Origin of the sequence: Desulfofundulus thermosubterraneus DSM 16057 (genome assembly GCF_900142025.1) — a bacterium.
GTDB lineage: Bacteria > Bacillota > Desulfotomaculia > Desulfotomaculales > Desulfovirgulaceae > Desulfofundulus > Desulfofundulus thermosubterraneus.
Map to the genome: position 1 here is coordinate 15,185 of NZ_FQZM01000029.1, position 17,315 is coordinate 32,499.

The 17,315-nt window shown below is 52.7% G+C and carries 20 protein-coding genes and 2 tRNA genes; 9 read left to right on the plus strand and 13 right to left on the minus strand.

From position 1 onward, the window contains the following. Positions 1-57 precede the first annotated feature (57 nt). Entirely contained in the window at positions 58-753 is a 696-nt protein-coding gene (locus BUA65_RS11425; RefSeq protein WP_072869839.1) for a rhomboid family intramembrane serine protease, read from the plus strand. A gap of 257 nt (positions 754-1,010) precedes the next feature. On the opposite strand, the gene BUA65_RS11430 is transcribed toward BUA65_RS11425, so the two are convergent. Both BUA65_RS11430 and BUA65_RS11435 read right to left on the minus strand, forming a co-directional pair. Beyond that, positions 1,011-1,553 (minus strand): cell wall hydrolase, encoded by a 543-nt coding sequence (locus tag BUA65_RS11430; protein WP_072869792.1) that lies wholly within the window; start codon positions 1,551-1,553, stop codon positions 1,011-1,013. 146 nt (positions 1,554-1,699) lie between these two features. Next, entirely contained in the window at positions 1,700-2,686 is a 987-nt protein-coding gene (locus tag BUA65_RS11435; protein WP_242656316.1) for an inorganic phosphate transporter, read from the minus strand. 161 nt (positions 2,687-2,847) lie between these two features. Here BUA65_RS11435 and BUA65_RS11440 point away from each other — a divergent pair, with 161 nt between their 5' ends. Beyond that, positions 2,848-3,105 carry a hypothetical protein gene (locus BUA65_RS11440; RefSeq protein ID WP_072869842.1) on the plus strand — a complete coding sequence of 86 codons (258 nt, stop codon included), beginning with the start codon at positions 2,848-2,850 and terminating at the stop codon, positions 3,103-3,105. 51 nt (positions 3,106-3,156) lie between these two features. Here BUA65_RS11440 and BUA65_RS11445 read toward each other — a convergent pair whose 3' ends face one another. From BUA65_RS11445 to BUA65_RS11475, 7 genes are all read right to left on the minus strand, one after another. Then, the gene (locus BUA65_RS11445; protein ID WP_072869794.1) at positions 3,157-3,891 is read right to left on the minus strand and encodes a hypothetical protein; all 735 of its coding nucleotides are present in this window, start codon (positions 3,889-3,891) and stop codon (positions 3,157-3,159) included. A gap of 87 nt (positions 3,892-3,978) precedes the next feature. After that, positions 3,979-4,278 (minus strand): hypothetical protein, encoded by a 300-nt coding sequence (locus BUA65_RS11450; protein WP_072869796.1) that lies wholly within the window; start codon positions 4,276-4,278, stop codon positions 3,979-3,981. 4 nt (positions 4,279-4,282) lie between these two features. Next, positions 4,283-4,549 carry a hypothetical protein gene (locus BUA65_RS11455; RefSeq protein ID WP_072869797.1) on the minus strand — a complete coding sequence of 89 codons (267 nt, stop codon included), beginning with the start codon at positions 4,547-4,549 and terminating at the stop codon, positions 4,283-4,285. A gap of 12 nt (positions 4,550-4,561) precedes the next feature. Continuing rightward, on the minus strand, positions 4,562-4,756 hold the full coding sequence (locus tag BUA65_RS11460) for a hypothetical protein (protein WP_072869799.1): 195 nt from the start codon (positions 4,754-4,756) through the stop codon (positions 4,562-4,564). Then, a complete protein-coding gene (locus BUA65_RS11465) occupies positions 4,723-7,017 on the minus strand; it encodes a dynamin family protein (RefSeq protein WP_072869800.1) in 2,295 nt (764 codons plus the stop codon). Before BUA65_RS11465 ends, BUA65_RS11460 begins: the two co-directional genes overlap by 34 nt. A gap of 127 nt (positions 7,018-7,144) precedes the next feature. After that, positions 7,145-7,486, minus strand: a complete 342-nt coding sequence (locus BUA65_RS11470; protein WP_072869802.1) for a hypothetical protein — start codon at positions 7,484-7,486, stop codon at positions 7,145-7,147. A gap of 90 nt (positions 7,487-7,576) precedes the next feature. Further along, complete coding sequence (locus BUA65_RS11475; RefSeq protein ID WP_072869844.1) at positions 7,577-8,653, minus strand: hypothetical protein; 1,077 nt, start codon at positions 8,651-8,653, stop codon at positions 7,577-7,579. Between the two features lie 123 nt (positions 8,654-8,776). On the opposite strand from BUA65_RS11475, the gene BUA65_RS11480 reads away from it, so the two are divergent. Both BUA65_RS11480 and BUA65_RS11485 read left to right on the plus strand, forming a co-directional pair. Next, positions 8,777-8,859: transfer RNA gene (locus BUA65_RS11480), tRNA-Leu, on the plus strand. Positions 8,860-9,164: 305 nt separating this feature from the next. Next, entirely contained in the window at positions 9,165-9,353 is a 189-nt protein-coding gene (locus BUA65_RS11485; RefSeq protein WP_131821491.1) for a hypothetical protein, read from the plus strand. 177 nt (positions 9,354-9,530) lie between these two features. Here BUA65_RS11485 and BUA65_RS11490 read toward each other — a convergent pair whose 3' ends face one another. From BUA65_RS11490 to BUA65_RS11510, 4 genes are all read right to left on the minus strand, one after another. Further along, entirely contained in the window at positions 9,531-10,181 is a 651-nt protein-coding gene (locus tag BUA65_RS11490; protein ID WP_072869805.1) for a class I SAM-dependent methyltransferase, read from the minus strand. Positions 10,182-10,225: 44 nt separating this feature from the next. Beyond that, positions 10,226-11,020, minus strand: coding sequence for a DUF169 domain-containing protein (locus tag BUA65_RS11495; RefSeq protein ID WP_072869806.1), 795 nt, complete (start codon positions 11,018-11,020; stop codon positions 10,226-10,228). 257 nt (positions 11,021-11,277) lie between these two features. Further along, a complete protein-coding gene (locus tag BUA65_RS18855) occupies positions 11,278-11,529 on the minus strand; it encodes an ADP-ribosylglycohydrolase family protein (protein WP_242656317.1) in 252 nt (83 codons plus the stop codon). Between the two features lie 1,121 nt (positions 11,530-12,650). Continuing rightward, positions 12,651-12,739: transfer RNA gene (locus BUA65_RS11510), tRNA-Leu, on the minus strand. Positions 12,740-12,936: 197 nt separating this feature from the next. Between BUA65_RS11510 and BUA65_RS11515 the strand changes: the two genes are divergently transcribed. From BUA65_RS11515 to ychF, 5 genes are all read left to right on the plus strand, one after another. Beyond that, positions 12,937-13,533: an RNA polymerase sigma factor gene (locus BUA65_RS11515; protein WP_072869809.1), complete on the plus strand. Its 597-nt coding sequence runs from the start codon at positions 12,937-12,939 to the stop codon at positions 13,531-13,533. Positions 13,534-13,547: 14 nt separating this feature from the next. Beyond that, a complete protein-coding gene (locus BUA65_RS11520) occupies positions 13,548-14,897 on the plus strand; it encodes a zf-HC2 domain-containing protein (RefSeq protein WP_072869811.1) in 1,350 nt (449 codons plus the stop codon). 104 nt (positions 14,898-15,001) lie between these two features. Next, positions 15,002-15,223: a NifU family protein gene (locus BUA65_RS17920; RefSeq protein ID WP_013821630.1), complete on the plus strand. Its 222-nt coding sequence runs from the start codon at positions 15,002-15,004 to the stop codon at positions 15,221-15,223. A gap of 59 nt (positions 15,224-15,282) precedes the next feature. After that, the gene (locus BUA65_RS11535) at positions 15,283-16,116 is read left to right on the plus strand and encodes a carbon-nitrogen hydrolase family protein (RefSeq protein ID WP_072869814.1); all 834 of its coding nucleotides are present in this window, start codon (positions 15,283-15,285) and stop codon (positions 16,114-16,116) included. A gap of 36 nt (positions 16,117-16,152) precedes the next feature. Beyond that, the gene (gene ychF / locus BUA65_RS11540; RefSeq protein ID WP_072869816.1) at positions 16,153-17,244 is read left to right on the plus strand and encodes a redox-regulated ATPase YchF; all 1,092 of its coding nucleotides are present in this window, start codon (positions 16,153-16,155) and stop codon (positions 17,242-17,244) included. The last annotated feature ends 71 nt before the right edge of the window (positions 17,245-17,315 follow it).

Consider the following 17,315-nt stretch of genomic DNA (forward strand, 5'->3'; position numbering starts at 1 on the left):
TGACGCTCTTTGCGTGTGGCAGTTTCCGGCAAAAAACAGGAGAAGAGGGTTGATTTAGTGATTCCTTTACGCGATAGTATCCGCCCGCGGCGCAGGCCCTTTGTAAACTGGCTATTAATTTTGATTAACCTGTGGGTTTTCTTTTTTAAAGAACTGGGTCTTTCCCAGGCACAGCTAAGCGAGCTTTTCTATAACCTGGGTGTTATTCCCGCCCGGGTAATCCATGCCCTCCAAACCGGGGCGCCGCTGGACCCCCTGTTGCTGCCCTTTATTACGGCTATGTTCCTGCATGGCGGGTGGGTACACCTCGGAGGCAACATGCTCTACCTCTGGATCTTCGGGGACAATGTGGAGGACCGGCTGGGCCATTTTCGTTTTCTACTCTTCTATTTGCTCTGCGGCATGGTGGGAAGCCTGGCCCATATTCTGGCCAACCCTACTTCACCCGTACCGGTTATCGGTGCCAGCGGGGCAATCGCCGGGGTTCTGGGCGGTTATTTTATTACCTTTCGCCATTCAAGGATCCTGGCTCTGGTGCCGGTGTTCTTTTTCCTCACCCTGATGGAAGTGCCGGCGGTAATTTTCTTGGCCCTGTGGTTTGTCATCCAGCTCTTTAACGGGGCAGCTTCCCTCGGCGGGGTGGTAAACCCCGTGGCCTGGTGGGCCCATGTAGGCGGTTTTGTAGCGGGAATGATCTTAATGAAGCTTTTGACTCCCCGCAGCCGTTTGCGCAACGAGTACCCCTGGTGGTAAGAGTGTCCATATAAGGCAAGTGTTCAGTAGAACCGTACTGGCGAGGGTACGGTCCTTTCCGGAGCTTACGACTTGCGAAGCGCGGTAACAGCACCCGGTGAACCCAGCACCCACTCGGATACTAGCTCTTCCCAAAACCGGATGTTTCAGATTAAAACTGAAACACCGGGGCAGCGTCATATTTGGGTGAGTGCTGGGGCCAACCGGGTTCGTTGAACATTTGCTGTATTAACAGAGGCCTGCCCGCCTCTTGTTTTTTACCGGGCAAAAACGTGGTTGCCGATTTGCGTGATTATCGGCCGGGACCAGACCCAGGTGCTGCGGGCCTTGGCCGGGTTCCAGTAGTAAAGAGCCCCGCCGGTGGGATCGTGACCACTGGCTGCTTCCCTGGCCGCGGCGATGGATTCCTGGGTGAGGGGCCGCAAATACTGGCCGTTGGTTACGGCCTCAAAGGCATCGGGTTGATAAATCACCCCCCGGATGGTGTGGGGGAAATCCCCGCTCCGGGTGCGGTTCAGGATCACAGCCCCAACTGCTACCTTGCCGATATATGGTTCGTCTGCAGCTTCACCCTCAATCACCCGGGCCATGAGGATCAGGTCGTCCCGGCTGATGCTGGATCCGCGGGATACCTGAACATCAGCCACCATCATTTTGCTCGCCCTTGAATTTCCCGCTAGCCCCAGGGCGGCATCCCCGTTGCCCGGCAATACCGCTAGGGCAAAGATCAATACCACCATGACCGCGGAAGTTGCCATGACAGCTGCTTTGTTTTCTTTAAACCAAAGAAAAAAAGCCATGGTTTCCACTCCTTTCGTCGTTTCCCCCAGGCTAGTGGCAAGTATAACGTAAGTTGATTGAACAATCAACCGTAAATTTTTCCCGGGCACATGGCTAAAATTGCAAACCATACTTTAGACCGGTCGGGGTATAGTGTCACCCCCGCTCAGGGCAATGACCAAGGGATATAAAACAGCGCCCCCAGAACGGTTGTGGCCGGCAGGGTGAAAACCCAGGCTAAAAGAATTCTGGCCACTGTGGACCAGGATACGGCCTTTGCTCCCCGGGTGAGGCCCACTCCGGTGATGGAAGAGGAAATGACATGGGTGGTGCTGACGGGTAATCCCAACAGGGTGGCCGTGAAAATCACCAGGGCCGAGCCCATATCCGCGGCAAAACCTGCGGGCGGGTCAAGATGAGTGATGCCCCTGCCCACCGTACGGATGATCCGCCAGCCGCCGCAGGACGTTCCCAGCGCCAGGGCCAGGGCCGAAAGGATCTTGACCCACAAGGGAACCACAAAGCTTTGCTGGTATCCGGTCAGGATCAAGGCCAGGGTAATTACCCCCATGGTTTTTTGCGCGTCGTTGGTGCCATGGGAAAAGGCCTGGAGGGCGGCGGTCAGGCGTTGCCAGTGTCTAAAATGACGGTTTAGACGGGAACTGGCCCGGCCCCTGGTCAGGGAAAAGACGATGGACATGACTGTAAAACCGGCGGTTACGGCCAGGAGTGGGGACAGGACCAGGGCTTGAAAAATATTGGCCAGTCCCGCCAGGTTAACTCCCATCAGGCCTGCTGCGGCCAGGGTGGCGCCGGTTAAGGCACCCACCAGGGCGTGGGAAGAACTGCTGGGCAACCCGCCAAACCAGGTAAAGAGGTTCCAAACAATGGCCGCCAGCAGGGCGGCCAAAATGGTTTTGGGATTATTGAAAAGAACGGCGGTATCAACAATGCTTTCGGCAATGGTCAGGGCTACCTCGGTAAATGTGAGTGCCCCCAGAAAGTTCATAGTGGTGGCCAGAAGGATGGCGGAGCGGGTTGTCAGGGCGCCGGTGGCCAGGGAGGTGGCTACGGCGTTGGCGGTGTCGTGGAAACCGTTAATAAAGTCAAAGGCCAGGGCCAGGCAAATAATCAGCATAAGGACTTCACACACTGGACTAGCCCCTTTGTATTTTTAGTAAAAGCATATTATCCAGAGCTTGGAGCAATTACCTCATTCTGCTCATCCTTTGAAATAAAAACTACCAGCGGGGTAAATACTAGGATAGGTCCTCATGTTCAGGGAAAGAAAGTCAAGGAGGGAGGATGGTGGTTATGCAAAAGGATATTTGTGTGGTGGGGATTTTGGTTGATGGGCGGGCAGACAGGGCGCCGGAGGTGCAGCAGGTGCTTACCAGGCACGGTTCCAGGATTTTAAGCCGGTCGGGGATTCCGGATCCCAGCCGCAGGCGGGGGATTATCACCCTGACCATGGAGGCCGATGAAAGCGAGCGCAAGACTCTGGAGCAGGATTTGCAGCAAATCGAAGGGGTAGTGGTAAAATCGGTTGCCCTGGGACCGGCGTTAACGTAAGTTTCTAAATAAAAAATCCCGGTTAAGCATGCCGGGATTTTTGGCATAGCTCTAAACTCCTGCTATGAGCATGTTCTGCCGTACCTGTTCTTCCGCGTACTTGAAAAATTCCTCCAGGTCCGCTTCCACGATATGCCGGGCCGTGGCAATAAGCCGAGCTGTCCGCTCGATGTCGATGTGGATGCGGTGTTTGTAAAACATTTGCACATCATACTTGGTTGCCAGAGTGCGGGGGGTAACCCTGGCAATTTCAATGTAGTGGGGAAAGTTGTGGATGCGCTGGTAGAGCCGGCGGGGCTCCACTCCGTATAGCGGGGCCACTTGTCGGCTGATTTTGTCGATCAGGACGGCATTGCTAAAGGCGGCGGCCAGGGCCCGGCCGTAAAAGCCACCCTCGCCGGTGATGAGTTCAATACCCATCTCCACGATGTTATGGCTTTTCCACCAGCCCATGGCCGGAGGCAGGTTGCATGCCCGGATGGTCTCCTCTACTATAGGGCGGCCCTTTTCAAAGCAGTAACCCCGTTCGTAGTGAAGGTATTTTTCGTCCCCGTAGTAATCCAGGCCCTCCGGGGTTACCCCGTGGGTCAGTACCCCCCGGGCAAAATCCCTCAGCTGGGGGTCGTCCTCCAGGGTGGCCAGCAACTCTTTCCCCCGTCCATGACTTTCTTCGCGGCCGGGGGCCAGGGCGGCAATCATATCGGGGAAAATGCTGCCTAAAACCAGAGCATCGGAAAGTTCCCCGCAGACTCTTTCCGCGAAGTAAACGTGGGTTTGAGGATACAACTTGAATACCCCCGCCGGGCAGATTGGATTGCTGGATATTCTTCTATTTCTGTATTTCGTTTTCCTACCGGAAAGGCAAATTTTCGTCTACCACCCTCTGAGGAACAAAAAACTGGCTCCGGCCAGGAGCAGGGCGAGGGCAATGGCCAGTCCCCGGATTTGCTTTTCTGCCTGGGAAAGTTCCTGTTCCAGGCGGGTGACGCGTTTTTCCAGTTCCTCCATGGCCGAGCGCCACTCCTGGTATCTATCGTGCAGGGCGGCGTTCAAACTGGTTACCTGCCCGTTGAGCTCCTTAAACCGCCTTTCGGCGGGGGTGACGATCCGCTGGCGGATGGTTTGGGCCAGGGAGTCCACCACCTCTTTTTCCTTGCCCTGTGCGGCGGCCATGGTGTTAACCCTCCTTTGCCTGCTGAATGGCATCCCGCAGGGCAGTGAGTGTAACCAGGGGGGTTTCCGTAACCCGGTTTTCCAGCTGGTTGATTAATTCCCGGGTTTCCCGGTAAAAAGCAGTTTGCTGTTCCTGCAGTTCACCTATGGCACGGGACAGCTGGTTTATCTCCTGGACGAAAGATTGCAGTAATTTTTCCCGCAGGGCCATCAGGATTTCTTTCATCAACGCCTGAATCGCTTCATCCTGGGCCGTTTGCCTGACGGACATGAAAATCCCTCCCTAAATTTGATGAATGGCCCCTTTGAGCAGGGTTAGGAAGCGGGTTATTTCCTGGTGGGAATTCTGGCGGACGATAGTTGCCACTTCTTTTTCCAAATCCGACAGCAAGTTTTGTTTGATTTCATTTCCGGTTTGATTGCTTACCTCGCGGATAATGCGCTTTAACCTTTCCTCAAGGATGCGGGCATTTTCCATAAGCGATAACCTCCCGGTTGCTTGAGTATCTGCCGGATTTCCTCCAGCTCCCGGCAATATTTCTCCAGCACCCGCCCGGTTGGGGATGATTCGTAACCCTCCATGGTTAGCAGCTCCTTTATTTGCTCGATGCGGCGCAGGAGTACTTTCTCGCCCCGTTGGGTGAGGATAAACCACTCCAGGCGGCGCAGAAACTGGTTAAAGGCGAAGTTGTGTTTATCCCTTAGAGCATCCAGGGCGGAAATGAAATGGATTTCCAGGGGCGCTGGCGGGGCCAGTTCCCGCCGCAGGAACGCCGCCATCCGCTCTTTTTCATTTCGGTTTAAGGTATCAGCAAAATTAATCACGCAAAAACAGTTCTCCCGAAGTTTTTCCGGGAAGGCCGTATGCCGGAGAAAATCCCGGTGGGCGGGGGAAAGCATATGCCGGCCGTTAAAAAAGACCAGGTGCACGTCACTTTTGTTCAGCCATCCTGCTACAGTTTTTGCGTAGCGGGTGTGCACCGAGTCTATTCCCGGAGTATCTATAAAGGTGGCCAGTTTGAACATTTCAGCGGGATGGTAGATGTCAATTCCGTCCACAAGCATGGCCTCTTCGGGGGTGACGGTCAAGTGTTTAAATTCCGCCAGTTCGCCAGGATCCGCCAGGCGAAAGGTTTTCTCCCGGGCGTGATAAAAGGAAAGGCGAACTGCCGTTACCGCCCGGATGGCCCGTTTTGCCGGTATGGAACGGGTAATGGCCGGAATGTGGCTGTTAATGCCCGCCGGGAAGGTCCGCGGGCGGAAAAGGTTTTGGGTTTGGGCCAGGAGTGTTGATAACTCTGCTATGTTCACCCTCAGAAATTTACCGCCGGTGTAGACCTCAATTTCCCTGAGATTTTTCAGGAATTGGGGGTTGTTCAGCCAGCGGTTCAGGGTGACCAGCTCTTCCCGGCATAAGAAAACTTCCCCGTCCCTTTCATCCAGAAGGAAGAGGGTTGCCTGCAAGGGGTAGTGGGCTACGGCCAGCTTTTCCGGCCCGTGGTTTAACCGGACAAGGGAGGAAGTGGTGGATTTATCCTGGGCCGGCAGCAGGACTTCCTGCATCAGGGCATTGAGAAAAGTGCTTTTCCCCGAGGAAAAGGGTCCCCAGAGGGTGATAAAGAAGCGGTCGTTGGCCATGCTTTTGGCCAGTTCCCTCAGGTGTTCCCTGGTGGGAAGCGACTGTAGAGCCGGGTCTTTTAGTAAACGCTGCAGTAAATTGAGCAGGCGCTCCTTAATCAATGAAAAATTGACTGCCTGCCACGTTTCCCTTCTCACAGCGGGGGGTAACGGTGCCGGGAGCACTTTTTGATTATACGCGGCCAGTCTTTCCCGGCTCTCCGAGCGCATTTGCTGCAATATCGCGGATAGTTGTCCGGTTTCCAGTGCGGTTCGGGCGCGTTCGTGAATATCCCAGAACATGTTGAGAAACAGCCCGTCTTCCTTGATGGAAAGCGTCCTGGCCAGCTGGCGGGGAATATGCTTGTCTTCTTCTTTGAACAACTTTTCAAGTTCCTTTAATGCCAAAGAGGCCAGCTCTGCCTCCATAAACAGCCGCAGGTTTTCGACGCTTTCTTTATTTTTAGTGTTCAGGTAGTTGACCGGTACCTCCCCGCCGAAAATTTCCCCTACAGCAGTCCGGGCAGCAACAAGAGCACTACCGTCCGGATGGCCGCAGTTGCTGTTGACCCAGAAGGAAATACGATTAAAGCTGTGGAGGAACGGGCTCCCCTTCAAGCGATACAGGAAATAACGATCCTGTTCGTCAGGGCCCCGCTGATGGAACAGGTAGAGGATAAAATCTGCCGCGGGAACGATTTTTTCAAGCAACCGGTTCTGGTTGGCGGTATCCAGCCCCGGGGTATCAATTAAGGTGCACTTTTTTAGCCAGGGGTTGGGCAGGGTGATTTCAACCCGGTTGACGCGGATGTTTTTTTGACGCAGCAGGGAGAACAGTGCTTGCCCCGATTGGCTGTGTTTAAACCTGCCGTCTGCGTACACGGAAAAAGTTTCACCGTAAGAAAAAAAGAGAGGACAGGGGGTGGCCGGCAGGATGTCCACCGGTGAAATTTCTTCCTGCAGAAGAGCGTTGATCAGAGTAGATTTTCCCGCGTTACATGCTCCAACGACAGCCAGTGTAGGTACCGGGCGGTGCAGAAGGTACCTTTCCCGCAATTCATGGATGTGATTGAGAAGAAGGGGCATTTGCCGCCGGTGTTCCGCAAAAAGTATCCTCGTCATTTTAAAACACGCTCCCCGAAAGGTCCGGCCAGTTTTCGTCCGGCCGGGGAATACCGTCCACCTGCCTATTTGCTATATATTAGCATTGGGGGACAAATATGACATTCGGGAAGGTGCGGGTAACTAATCAACCAGCAGTGGAACTACCGCTTTGTAGATTGCTGGAGTCCATTTTATGCAAAACCTCGAGGACATGTTTTGCCCGGCGGTCATGCTGTTGTATCCTGGTAAAGAACTCGATTAAAAAGCGCCGCACCTTTTCATCCCTGGCAACGGGGGGGTGACGCAGGTGCCGGATGAGTAGAATCATGGACTTTAAATGCTCCACCAGAGCCCGATCGGGATCGCCGGTTAGCTCCATGCAACGGATTTTCTGCGCGCAGGCCTGGCTTATTTCCGGCACCGTTTTTTCTTGCAGGTTTTGTAAAAAAGCGAGCAAATTAAGTACATCTGGGCTCATGTCGTTCATCATCAACACTCCTTTGTGTACGTTTTCCTGTTCTTAGGCTGGTATTTCAGATTATTTTCGGTAAAAAGTTTACGGCCCTCCAAAGTAAAGCTAGTGGATAAGGGAAGGAAGGGTAAGAAAGATTTCCAGCAGAAAGAGCAGCACGATGGCCAGTTCCAGCAGAACGGACTGCTGATTCACCAGCCGGTTGCTGAGCATGGTATAATTTTGCATTATTACCGAGAGTTTGCGTTGGATGCTTTCCACCCAGGCCCTGGTACGGAAAACGGATAAAGCGGCCCCGTACACCCGGGCATAGAAAACGTCTTCCGTTACTTTAAGGGAGTTTTGAATCCTTTCCAGGATTTCATTTATGTCAACGACCAGTTCCATTAAACGGTTCATAATGTGCCGGTAGTGTCCCAGGCGCCGCAACTGGGTAACCCTTTCGGCTTCTTCAATGTCATCGTACATTTTGCCCATTTCTTCACTGAGCAGGTTGTCGTAGTAGCGGAGTTCCAGCAGTTGTGTCAGGGCAAACTCCAGCAAGTCGGGGATGTCATGGCTGCCGGCTGCGTCGTATACCAGAGCTGAGGCCCAGGTAATGATGGTAAGATCATCCGGGCCATAGGAAAAGGAGTGCTGCAAGGTTTCCCTGCGTACCTGGGGGCTTACCGGTTCCGGTTCGGCCAGTAACAGAGGTACGGGATCCCACTCCTGGTTCCATTCCTGGAAGAAAAACAAAATATAATCTTCCTCGGCTCCCTTTAGTCCCGGGTGAATCATGGCTATACCCAGGCTTTTTATTACTTCTTCGAGCTTGTTCTGGAAAATCCCTTCTGTTATCCCTTCCATTTCCTCGTTTTCACATAAATACAGGGCCAGATCTCTGATCTCCTGATAACTGAATCCCATAGGAAGCAAAATGTGCATGCTCAGGCTGATTACGCCCAGGTCGTAAATCTTTCCGGTGAAACGAATGCGGAAATCCCGCTGGCCCAACTTGATCCATTCTTCCCCCAGTTCCACGGTTACGGGAGGATTGGGGATATGTATGGATTTCAGCCGCGCCCGGGAAAGGCGCAGCCTGGAAGTGGGTTTGGTATGGGCCAGCGTTTGTTCCACGATGTCCAGCTTGATTTCCTCCGCCACGTCGTACAAACGATAAAGCCATATAGAATTGGGCATCTCCATTCAACCCTTTCCGGTAAGATTCCGGGCGGGTTTCCCCCGCACCCGTGGCCGCGAGCTGTAAAAATTATTATACCCTTGACAGAAGAGCTTTGTAAGTCGTATAATAAAAAATGCGATGTCGGAGTGGCGGAACTGGCAGACGCGCACGTTTGAGGGGCGTGTGGGAAACCGTGCGGGTTCGAGTCCCGCCTCCGACACCACAAATTTGCCGGGAACCGGGCTTCTGTGAGGTTCGCGACACAGGGGCCTTTTGTTTTGCAGGTGTGTCGTGGGCAATTTAGTCCACGATTTCTTTTCTGCTGTGGTATTGCTCCGGTTTGTGTGTATTTTAAGCGTGGTGGCCGGGGTTTGTGAACAGTTCGCCTAAGTATTTGGTATATTTTCTGAGGTTGTGAAAAACTCGCCAGGCTAAACAGTCCATTGGCGGAAAAATTATTTTCCGCCTTGCCGGACCTTTGTAAAATTAAATTAATCCCGCTGAGGTGATCCGAAAGGGGTGGTTGAAATGCGGGAATGGATAAAGCACTTGGTGACGAGATACCTGGAAGAACCATTCTGCCAGGTCGAATTGATGCGTGCCGAGATGCTTAAAAATGATCAGGCCAAGCCGAAGCTGCGCCTGATCCGGGGCCATAAAAAATCTTACGCGCGTAATTTACCGGAGGAAAGCCATTCCCTTCCCATAAATGGCTAAAATTACATGACAAACATGATGGTACCTTATGTCTTCAACAAGAGGCCTTTTAATTCATAAACCTTTTCGCAGCCTGTTTTGCACCAGGCTTCCTTTTCTCAGGAAAGTTCAGGGGCTCGCCAATTAAGGGGAGCCCCTGAGCTTTTGGGCTGCTTGCAAAAAGGAGCCTTCACACTGCTATGCCCGCATTGCATAGTGATGTATGAATATGTCGTAGTGGGGGAAATAGGGATCTTCGATGGTTACGGGCATTATTTTTTCGGCTAACATATGGAAGTTTTCCTTAAGCCGTTCCTTCAAAAAGTCAAAGGTGGCCGGTCGTCCCGGATGGGAGACAAGGAGCTGTCCGCCAGGCCTCAGGCAGTGGCAAAAAATCTCGGCCAGAAAAGGGTGAAACTTTGGATCGTAGAGAATGTCTGAGCCAATAATCCAATCAAATTGCCGGTCTATTTTAAAATCCCGCCAGTCAGCCAGCAGGCAATCTGCTTCCTCTACGCCGTGAAGTCTGGCGTTGGCCAGGCAAAGCTGCAAAGCTTCGGGCTTGTAGTCGGAAAAAGTTACCCTGGCTCCTTTAAGTCCGCAGACCAGGCCCGGCAAACCAACCCCGGCACCTAATTCTAAAACGGTATCGCCGGAGAAGGTAATGTTTTCCCAGATGTACCGGGCCAGGCCTCTGGCTGCGGGCCAGATTTCGGCCCATAAAGGGATGTTATCCTCATCCGCGGGGTCTGTGATTAACTCTTCCACATTTTTGACCACCAAAAAGGATAGGGTTAACCCAGGCAGGAAAATAGTGATTTCTCTGGTAGGAACGTTTAAACCATGCATGTGTTCGGCCTCTTTGAGTATGGATCTTACGATTTCGTCTCAAATCACTTTGACAACTCTAGCTGGTTTCTTTCCAGCACCTGCAGCCAGTTTTCTTTTTCCAAAAAGCTGCCCTCGACATTGCTTTCCATCTGCAGGAACATCTTGAAAGGCACGGCAAAGGATAGGAGGTCCCTGTCCACATGCTTGCGTGCTGATATATCGGTCAGGCCGATTACCGCCCGGGGATATTCCGACTTGCTTTCGCCATAGGGAATGAGGAAGATGGTATGGCAGCCGGCCCCAAAAGGTGCGATGACGTTCAGCCTGCCGCCGCTCTCGTAATTGGCCAGCACAGTTAAGGCCGATAGTTGGTCGGGATTGGCCAGGAAAACGATAATGGCGGGAGTTTCTCCGGGGGTTACTTCTGCCAGAGGTTTGAATACCACGTAGGTGGTGGGAACATCAGTTATGGGCAGGGCGTCCACGAACTTCTTTGCTATTTCCGGTGATTTAAAGTAGCGCTCCCCTTCTTCCAGGGCTGGCAGGTTGCGCACCAGGTTTTTCCCTATCTCGCTGCGGCAAAAGTCCTTGTTGCCGGTGGAGATAAAGTATTCTATGCCACCGGGAAAATTAACATACTGGTTGCCGAATCCCAGTCCGACGCCACCGCCAAGGCAACCAAAGGTTTTCCGGTCAAACACCGCCGTACGTCCTCTGGCGGCAGCGGTGAACATGGCTACCACGCAACCCCAGCGCCCTTCCTTGAACTGTAGTGCACCTTCAGGTTTTTCGTTAGTTAATAGGATCGCCACCGGGGAATACTTGAGCTTCATGGCCGCGGCAATTTTACTCTGCATAATTCTCGCCCCCCAGATAAAGTTTAAAAAAGCTTCTCCGCCGGCAGGTAAATTCCTGCCTGGCTGGCGATACCTCTTTTTAGGCCATTCCTTAGACCGGTCCGGTTAGGAGTAGGGGAGCTTGTGAAAATGAGTGACCCGTTGCCGTTACTCATCTCGTCTTCCGGGCCGGCCAGGACGGGATCGACTCCGCTCTCCAGCCGCAGGATCGCCCGCCGGGTGGCACCGTCGATGTCGAAAGCCCTGCCGTAAGGTGTTCAGTAACCTTCGCGGTACCACCGGACAAACCTCTTCCCGGCGTCCGCCAGATCGTACCCGGCCTCGACCAGGCTCTGGGCTAGACACAGCGTCAAAGAAGTATCGTCCGACCACATCCCCGGGGGCTGGTGGTGAGTACCGTAGCCGGTCATCTCTTGAACCGGTTTCCCAGGCGGGCGTTCACCTGCACCGCCCCGTAGCCACAGCGGCAGGCGAACTACCGCTCCCAAAAGTAATCGCTTAAGGCGCACGCCCGCCCAAGTATTGAAAACCAGACGGCAGGTATTGGTCCGATGGTGGTGGAATAATAACCCAGGAAATGCTGGCAAGAGAACAAGCCGGTGCCGCAGTCCGCGTGTATCTCAATAACAAGCAAAAAGTCGTGGCCTTTTAATAACCAAAGTGAATTTGCATAATAACGAGGAGGACAAGAGAGATGTGTACCTTACAAGAATATCTGGACAAAAATATTAAAAAAACATGGTTGACAGAAATCAAGGAGGATTATACCAGCAATTTTCTGCTAGGCGAAGATTCACTCAAGTGCTCTTTTTACTTTCATCTCATCCTATTCCACGCCCGCGAAAGATTTCCTGCATCGCTTAAAACCAGCTCGAGCAGTGACGGAATGTTCACCAGGCGATTAAAACCATTACCGGGCACATCAAACCGGGATTTACGGCTGTATATGACGCCGACCTAACCAGATGCTTATTACTCAACAAGTTAGACCAGGCCTGGCACCGCCCTGGCGATCCCAGGGAAAAATATAATGCGTTTCAGGGGACCATTGTCTGTCTCTCAGATCTGGGATGGGTTTAAAAGTTTAGCAAAAAACATAAAAATCTCTTAGCAGGAAAATTGTAGTATCCCAGCGAAATTTATGAAAAAGCCAGAGTATTTTTTACTCTCTATTTGCGACCTTGCACTTAAATTATCCGCCGGATGCCTTTGCCTGTACCAGCGAATGAAATGCGAAAGTTTTGTCCGCCTTGACAGTGGAAGCAGTAGTACAATGGATTGGAGCGAGGCGGTTCCTTACCCCCATAATGCTCCCCATCGCCGTTGCCTCGCCCGGTGTATCACTACACCGGCTGCTGTCGGTTCCTGTCAAGGCCGAGCGAAGCGAGCCAGGCAAAATTATAGCATAACCCACTTGTCCCCTTGAGGGGTCAAAGGTAAAAATGGCCAACACGACCTACCTGCATCGAGTAATACACGAGTAATACACGAGCGGGTGTTATTAGTGGAATTCCAAATATATAGAAGGCAATAGACTATTGACATTGAAATGTTAGCAAAAATGCTGGCAGCTACCCCGTTGTTAGATAAAAAATAAAAGGCTTCCATAACTCGGAAGCCTTGATTTTCCTGGTGCCGAAGGCGGGAGTCGAACCCGCACGGGGTGTGAGCCCCACCGGATTTTGAGTCCGGCGCGTCTGCCAGTTCCACCACTTCGGCATACAGTAATTTAAATACTAGCATATCGCCGGTGAATTGTCAATGCCCCAACCTTTTCCTGTGTAATCCGTCTGTGATATTGTCAGGGTAAAATCCGTCATTTTCCGGGGGTGAGCAGGATTGGCTTTCCTTTTTATAGAAGAATATATTTCATTAGGGCAAAAGCGCCATATTTTGCCCGGTGGGAGTGAATCCTGTTGCACCCGGATGATCGGGAATTAATAGACCGTTCCGTTGCAGGCGATCTGGAAGCCTTTTCAGAACTGGTACGCCGTTATGAGAAGAAGGTTTTTACCGTTGCCTTCCGTTTTACCGGCAATTACAGCGATGCCTCCGACCTGGCTCAGGAGGTTTTTATCAGGGTTTACCAGGCTTTGCCCCGCTTCCGGGGCGAAGCCAGTTTTACTACCTGGCTTTATCGCATTACCGCCAACCTGTGCCGGGACGAATTGCGCCGGCAGAAACGCTATAAAAAAACCTCGCTGGATGAAATGGCGGTTAATCCGACCGGTCCTCTCCCTCCCATTGAAGATAGCCTTTCTCCTGACGACGTTTTGACGCGACGGGAGTTTCAGGAAATGGTGCAGGCTTGCTTGAACGAACTGCCCGAGGAGTACCGGCTGGTTCTGGTCATGCGGGAGATCCAGGGTCTTTCCTACGCTGAAATAGCTGCGGCCCTGGACATTTCCCCGGGGACGGTTAAATCCCGCCTTAGCCGTGCCCGTCAGGCCTTCCGGCAGAAAATATCCGGACGGCGGGAACTTTTTGTGTTCCGGCCACGTCTCGTTAAGTAAAGGGGGGATGACATATGCGTTGTCAGCAGATCCAGGAACTTCTCTCGGCATACCTGGACGGTGAAGTGGAACCCTCCCAGCAAGCGCAAATAAAAGCGCATTTAGAGGACTGTGCAACCTGCCGGTGCCAGTGGGAAGATTTAGTGGCCAGTGTTACACTGCTGCGCGGTCTCCCCGAGGTGTCTCCCCCGGAGTTATTTAGGGAGCAGTTGCTTCATAAGCTGGAAGGCCAGCGTCTCTACGCTCCACGGCGCAGGTTCCGGTTGGGCTGGCCTAAATTTATTGCTGCTGCAGCCATACTGGTGGTCGTCTTTTCTTTGACCTCGGTTTGGGCCGGTCATATCCTTCCGCAGAGCCTTTGGCCCTGGCAGAAGGGCCGGGATACCGCCCCATCGATAAACGTGGCTAACCGCTCCCTTAAAAAAGAGGTGAGCACCGCCCCTTCAGGGCTCCGGCCGGAAACTCTTGAACCGGGAACCGGGTCTTCTAAAGATGGGGATGGTTACGGGGAAATTCAGGCAGGAGGACAGGAAGATCGTGCCGGGACAAATTTTACACTGCGCGAAGGTGACGGAAAGGGCGGGGAGTTATCCCAGCAGGCAAATATGCGTACTGGTAGTCCTGCCGGCCGGCATCCTCAATCCGGCGGCGTCGTAAAGGAAAAAGTTCACGCTGACCCGCCCCCCGCGGCACCCCGGCAAAATGCCCCAAAATTAATGGCCTTTAGTTCGCCGGAAACAACTGCCGGGGAACAAAGTAAATGGGCCGCGGGCACCAGCCGTTCTGGTTCAAACGGAGAACTGCGGGCCAAAGCCGACGAAAAAAGCGCATTAAATGCTCCCCAGGCTGAAATGGCGCAAGAGCCTGAGGATTCCCCGGGTGGGGACGATGTCAAAACCGGTGTCAAAACCATTAAAGAGGTCGTGCTTATTCTGGAAGTACCCGATATCAGTAAAGCCAGAAAAGAAGTATTAAACCTGGTGCAAAAATATAACGCCCTGGCGGGACCGGAAGAGCCGCAAGGGCAGTCTAAAGTGGTCATCGTTATCTCCAATGAATACTGGCCAGGGTTTCAGGAAGAACTTAAGAGTTTGGGACAGGTCAAGGGACCCCGGACCAACTTCCGGAATGTCACCCTGGAATACAACGGGTTGGTAAAAAACCTGAACCTTTTAAAGGAGAAGGAAAAAGAACTCCTTTCCTCAACTGGTTCCGATTTAACAGAACTGGAGCGGGTGCAGGGCGAGATTAGAAAAATAACGGGTCAATTGCACGCCCTGTCCGAAGCCGCCCAAAAGACCACGGTGGAGCTTGTATTGTGTGCAAATTCTTCTTGCCAGCAGGACCAATTGCAGGTAAAATAGGGTAGGGCAAAACGCTGGAGAATAAGTTTTCACGGGCAAACCTATACTAGCTTTAACCATCTTTAAAAATCAGGAAAGAAAAATCAAGAAAGGGGGGGAGGGGATTGCGGGAAAAAGTTGAGGAAGTACTCAATAAAATTCGCCCTGCCCTGCAGCGGGACGGCGGCGACGTGGAACTGGTAGATGTCGGTGCCGATGGGGTGGTAAAGGTCAGGTTAAAAGGTGCCTGTGGCGGGTGACCCATGTCCACCTATACCCTGAAAATGGGGATTGAGCGGTCGCTCAAGCAGGCAATTCCGGAGGTTAAAGAAGTTATTCAAGTTTAAAGCTGTGAAAAAAGCCTCTGCACGAGCAGGGGTTTTTTCTATAAAAGGGGGTGGCCCAGGTGCAACGGTACAAGGTGGCCGTATGCCAGATGATCATACACCAGGAAAAAGAAAAAAATCTTGTTCGCGCGCGGGAAATGATTGGCCGCGCCGCGAAACGGGGGGCCAGGCTGGTGGTTCTGCCGGAAATGTTTAATTGTCCTTACGTAGCCAGACTTTTTCCCCAGTATGCAGAGAGTTACCCGGAAGGGCCCAGTTTACAAATGCTGTCCCGGACAGCCCGGGAGGAAGGGGTTTACCTGGTGGGTGGCTCCTTGCCGGAACGGGATGGGGATCAGGTTTACAACACCAGTTTTATTTTTGCTCCTGACGGACGGTTACTGGGGAAACACAGAAAGATGCATCTTTTTGATGTGGAGCTGGCCAGCGGATTAACGGTTAAGGAATCCAGCACCCTCGGTGCCGGAAATCAGGTTACGGTGATTCCCTCTGAACTGGGCGACCTGGGTGTGGCCATCTGCTATGATATCCGTTTTCCCGAGCTCATGCGGTTGATGGTGTTAAAAGGAGCCCGGGTGGTGGTGATCCCGGCGGCCTTTAACATGACTACTGGCCCGGCCCACTGGGAGCTGATTTTCCGCATGCGAGCCATTGATAACCAGGCCTATTTCATCGGGGCGTCTCCGGCCCGGGATCCCATGGCACCCTATGTGGCTTATGGTCACTCCCTGGTAGTGGATCCGTGGGGGAATGTGGTCAGCATGGCCCGGGAAGGGGAAGAGATTATCTATGCCGAGATAGATCTGGATTTGGTTGAGAAGATTCGCTCGGAACTGCCTTTGTTGCGTCACCGGCGTACGGATGTCTATGCCCTGGAGTTGCTCGCCCCGTAATCCCTCTGATAGAATAGAAAAGAATGGGGTGAGTAGATGTTAAGTTTTGGCATTGTGGGCCTGCCCATGGTGGGCAAGACAACCATCTTTAATTTGGTCACCGAAAGCGGTGTACAGACTTCAAACTTTATGACCGGCAAAACCGAGACCAATGTAGGTATAGCCCGGGTGAGGGATCCCCGGGTGGATTTTCTTTCCCGCCTGTATAACCCCCGCCGCACCATTTACGCCCAGGTACAGTGCAGCGACGTGCCCGGTCTGGTGCGGGGAGCCAGTGAGGGCAAGGGAGTGGGAAACCAGTTTCTAGAAGGTATCCGGGGGGTGGACCTGCTGGTTCATGTGCTCCGGGCCTTTGCCAACCCGGATGTTCCCCATGTGGATGGGGAAATTGATCCCCTGCGGGATCTGGAAACAGTTAGTTTGGAGCTGCTCCTGGCCGATATGGAGTTGCTGGAAAAGCGTATTGGCCGAATTAAATCCGGTAAAAAGATTAATAAAGAGGGCGCCTTGGAACTGGAAGTATTGGAAAAGTGCCTGGCTGCTCTGGAAAACGAGGTGCCTTTGCACCGGGTGGAGCTTACCGGAGAAGAAAGGGCGGTACTGCGCCACTATAATTTTTTAACCGAAAAACCCGTGATTCTGGTAGTGAATACCGATGAAGAGCAATTTAAATCGCGACGGTATTCAGGGCGGGAGGCCCTGGAGGAGGCGGCATCGGCTCGGGGGCTAAAAATCATTGAAATTTGCGGTCAGTTGGAGATGGAAATCAGCCAGCTGTCGCCGGAAGACCGGGAACTGTTCATGGCTGATCTGGGGGTCAAGGAACTTGGCTCGGACCGGTTGGTACGTACCGCTTACGAGGAATTGGGTTTAATTTCCTTCTTTACCGTTGGGGAGGATGAAGTCAAGGCCTGGACCATTCGCAAGGGTATCGATGCCAAAAAAGCTGCCGGTAAAATCCATTCCGATATAGAGCGGGGGTTTATCCGGGCGGAAGTGGTGGCTTTTAATGACCTCTACCAGCTGGGTTCCATGGCTAAGGTCAAGGAAAAAGGTCTGGCCCGCCTGGAAGGCAAGGACTACATTGTTCAGGATGGGGACATTATCAACTTCCGGTTTAACGTGTAAGGTAAAAACGCAAACCTCCTCCGGACTATTTCTTTAAAAAACTATCCCCGGCAGTCCGGCAGGAGGTTTGT

Coding starts and splice junctions, on each gene's coding strand:
- BUA65_RS11450 (WP_072869796.1), bottom strand. CDS start 4,278: ATGGCCGCCGCACAGGGCAAGGAAAAAGAGGTGGTGGACTCCCTGGCC.
- BUA65_RS11490 (WP_072869805.1), bottom strand. CDS start 10,181: ATGCATGGTTTAAACGTTCCTACCAGAGAAATCACTATTTTCCTGCCT.
- BUA65_RS11470 (WP_072869802.1), bottom strand. CDS start 7,486: ATGAACGACATGAGCCCAGATGTACTTAATTTGCTCGCTTTTTTACAA.
- BUA65_RS11485 (WP_131821491.1), top strand. CDS start 9,165: ATGCGGGAATGGATAAAGCACTTGGTGACGAGATACCTGGAAGAACCA.
- BUA65_RS11475 (WP_072869844.1), bottom strand. CDS start 8,653: ATGCCCAATTCTATATGGCTTTATCGTTTGTACGACGTGGCGGAGGAA.
- BUA65_RS11455 (WP_072869797.1), bottom strand. CDS start 4,549: ATGTCCGTCAGGCAAACGGCCCAGGATGAAGCGATTCAGGCGTTGATG.
- BUA65_RS11440 (WP_072869842.1), top strand. CDS start 2,848: ATGCAAAAGGATATTTGTGTGGTGGGGATTTTGGTTGATGGGCGGGCA.
- BUA65_RS11430 (WP_072869792.1), bottom strand. CDS start 1,553: ATGGCTTTTTTTCTTTGGTTTAAAGAAAACAAAGCAGCTGTCATGGCA.
- BUA65_RS11495 (WP_072869806.1), bottom strand. CDS start 11,020: ATGCAGAGTAAAATTGCCGCGGCCATGAAGCTCAAGTATTCCCCGGTG.
- BUA65_RS11465 (WP_072869800.1), bottom strand. CDS start 7,017: ATGACGAGGATACTTTTTGCGGAACACCGGCGGCAAATGCCCCTTCTT.
- BUA65_RS11520 (WP_072869811.1), top strand. CDS start 13,548: ATGCGTTGTCAGCAGATCCAGGAACTTCTCTCGGCATACCTGGACGGT.
- ychF (WP_072869816.1), top strand. CDS start 16,153: ATGTTAAGTTTTGGCATTGTGGGCCTGCCCATGGTGGGCAAGACAACC.
- BUA65_RS11460 (WP_072869799.1), bottom strand. CDS start 4,756: ATGGAAAATGCCCGCATCCTTGAGGAAAGGTTAAAGCGCATTATCCGC.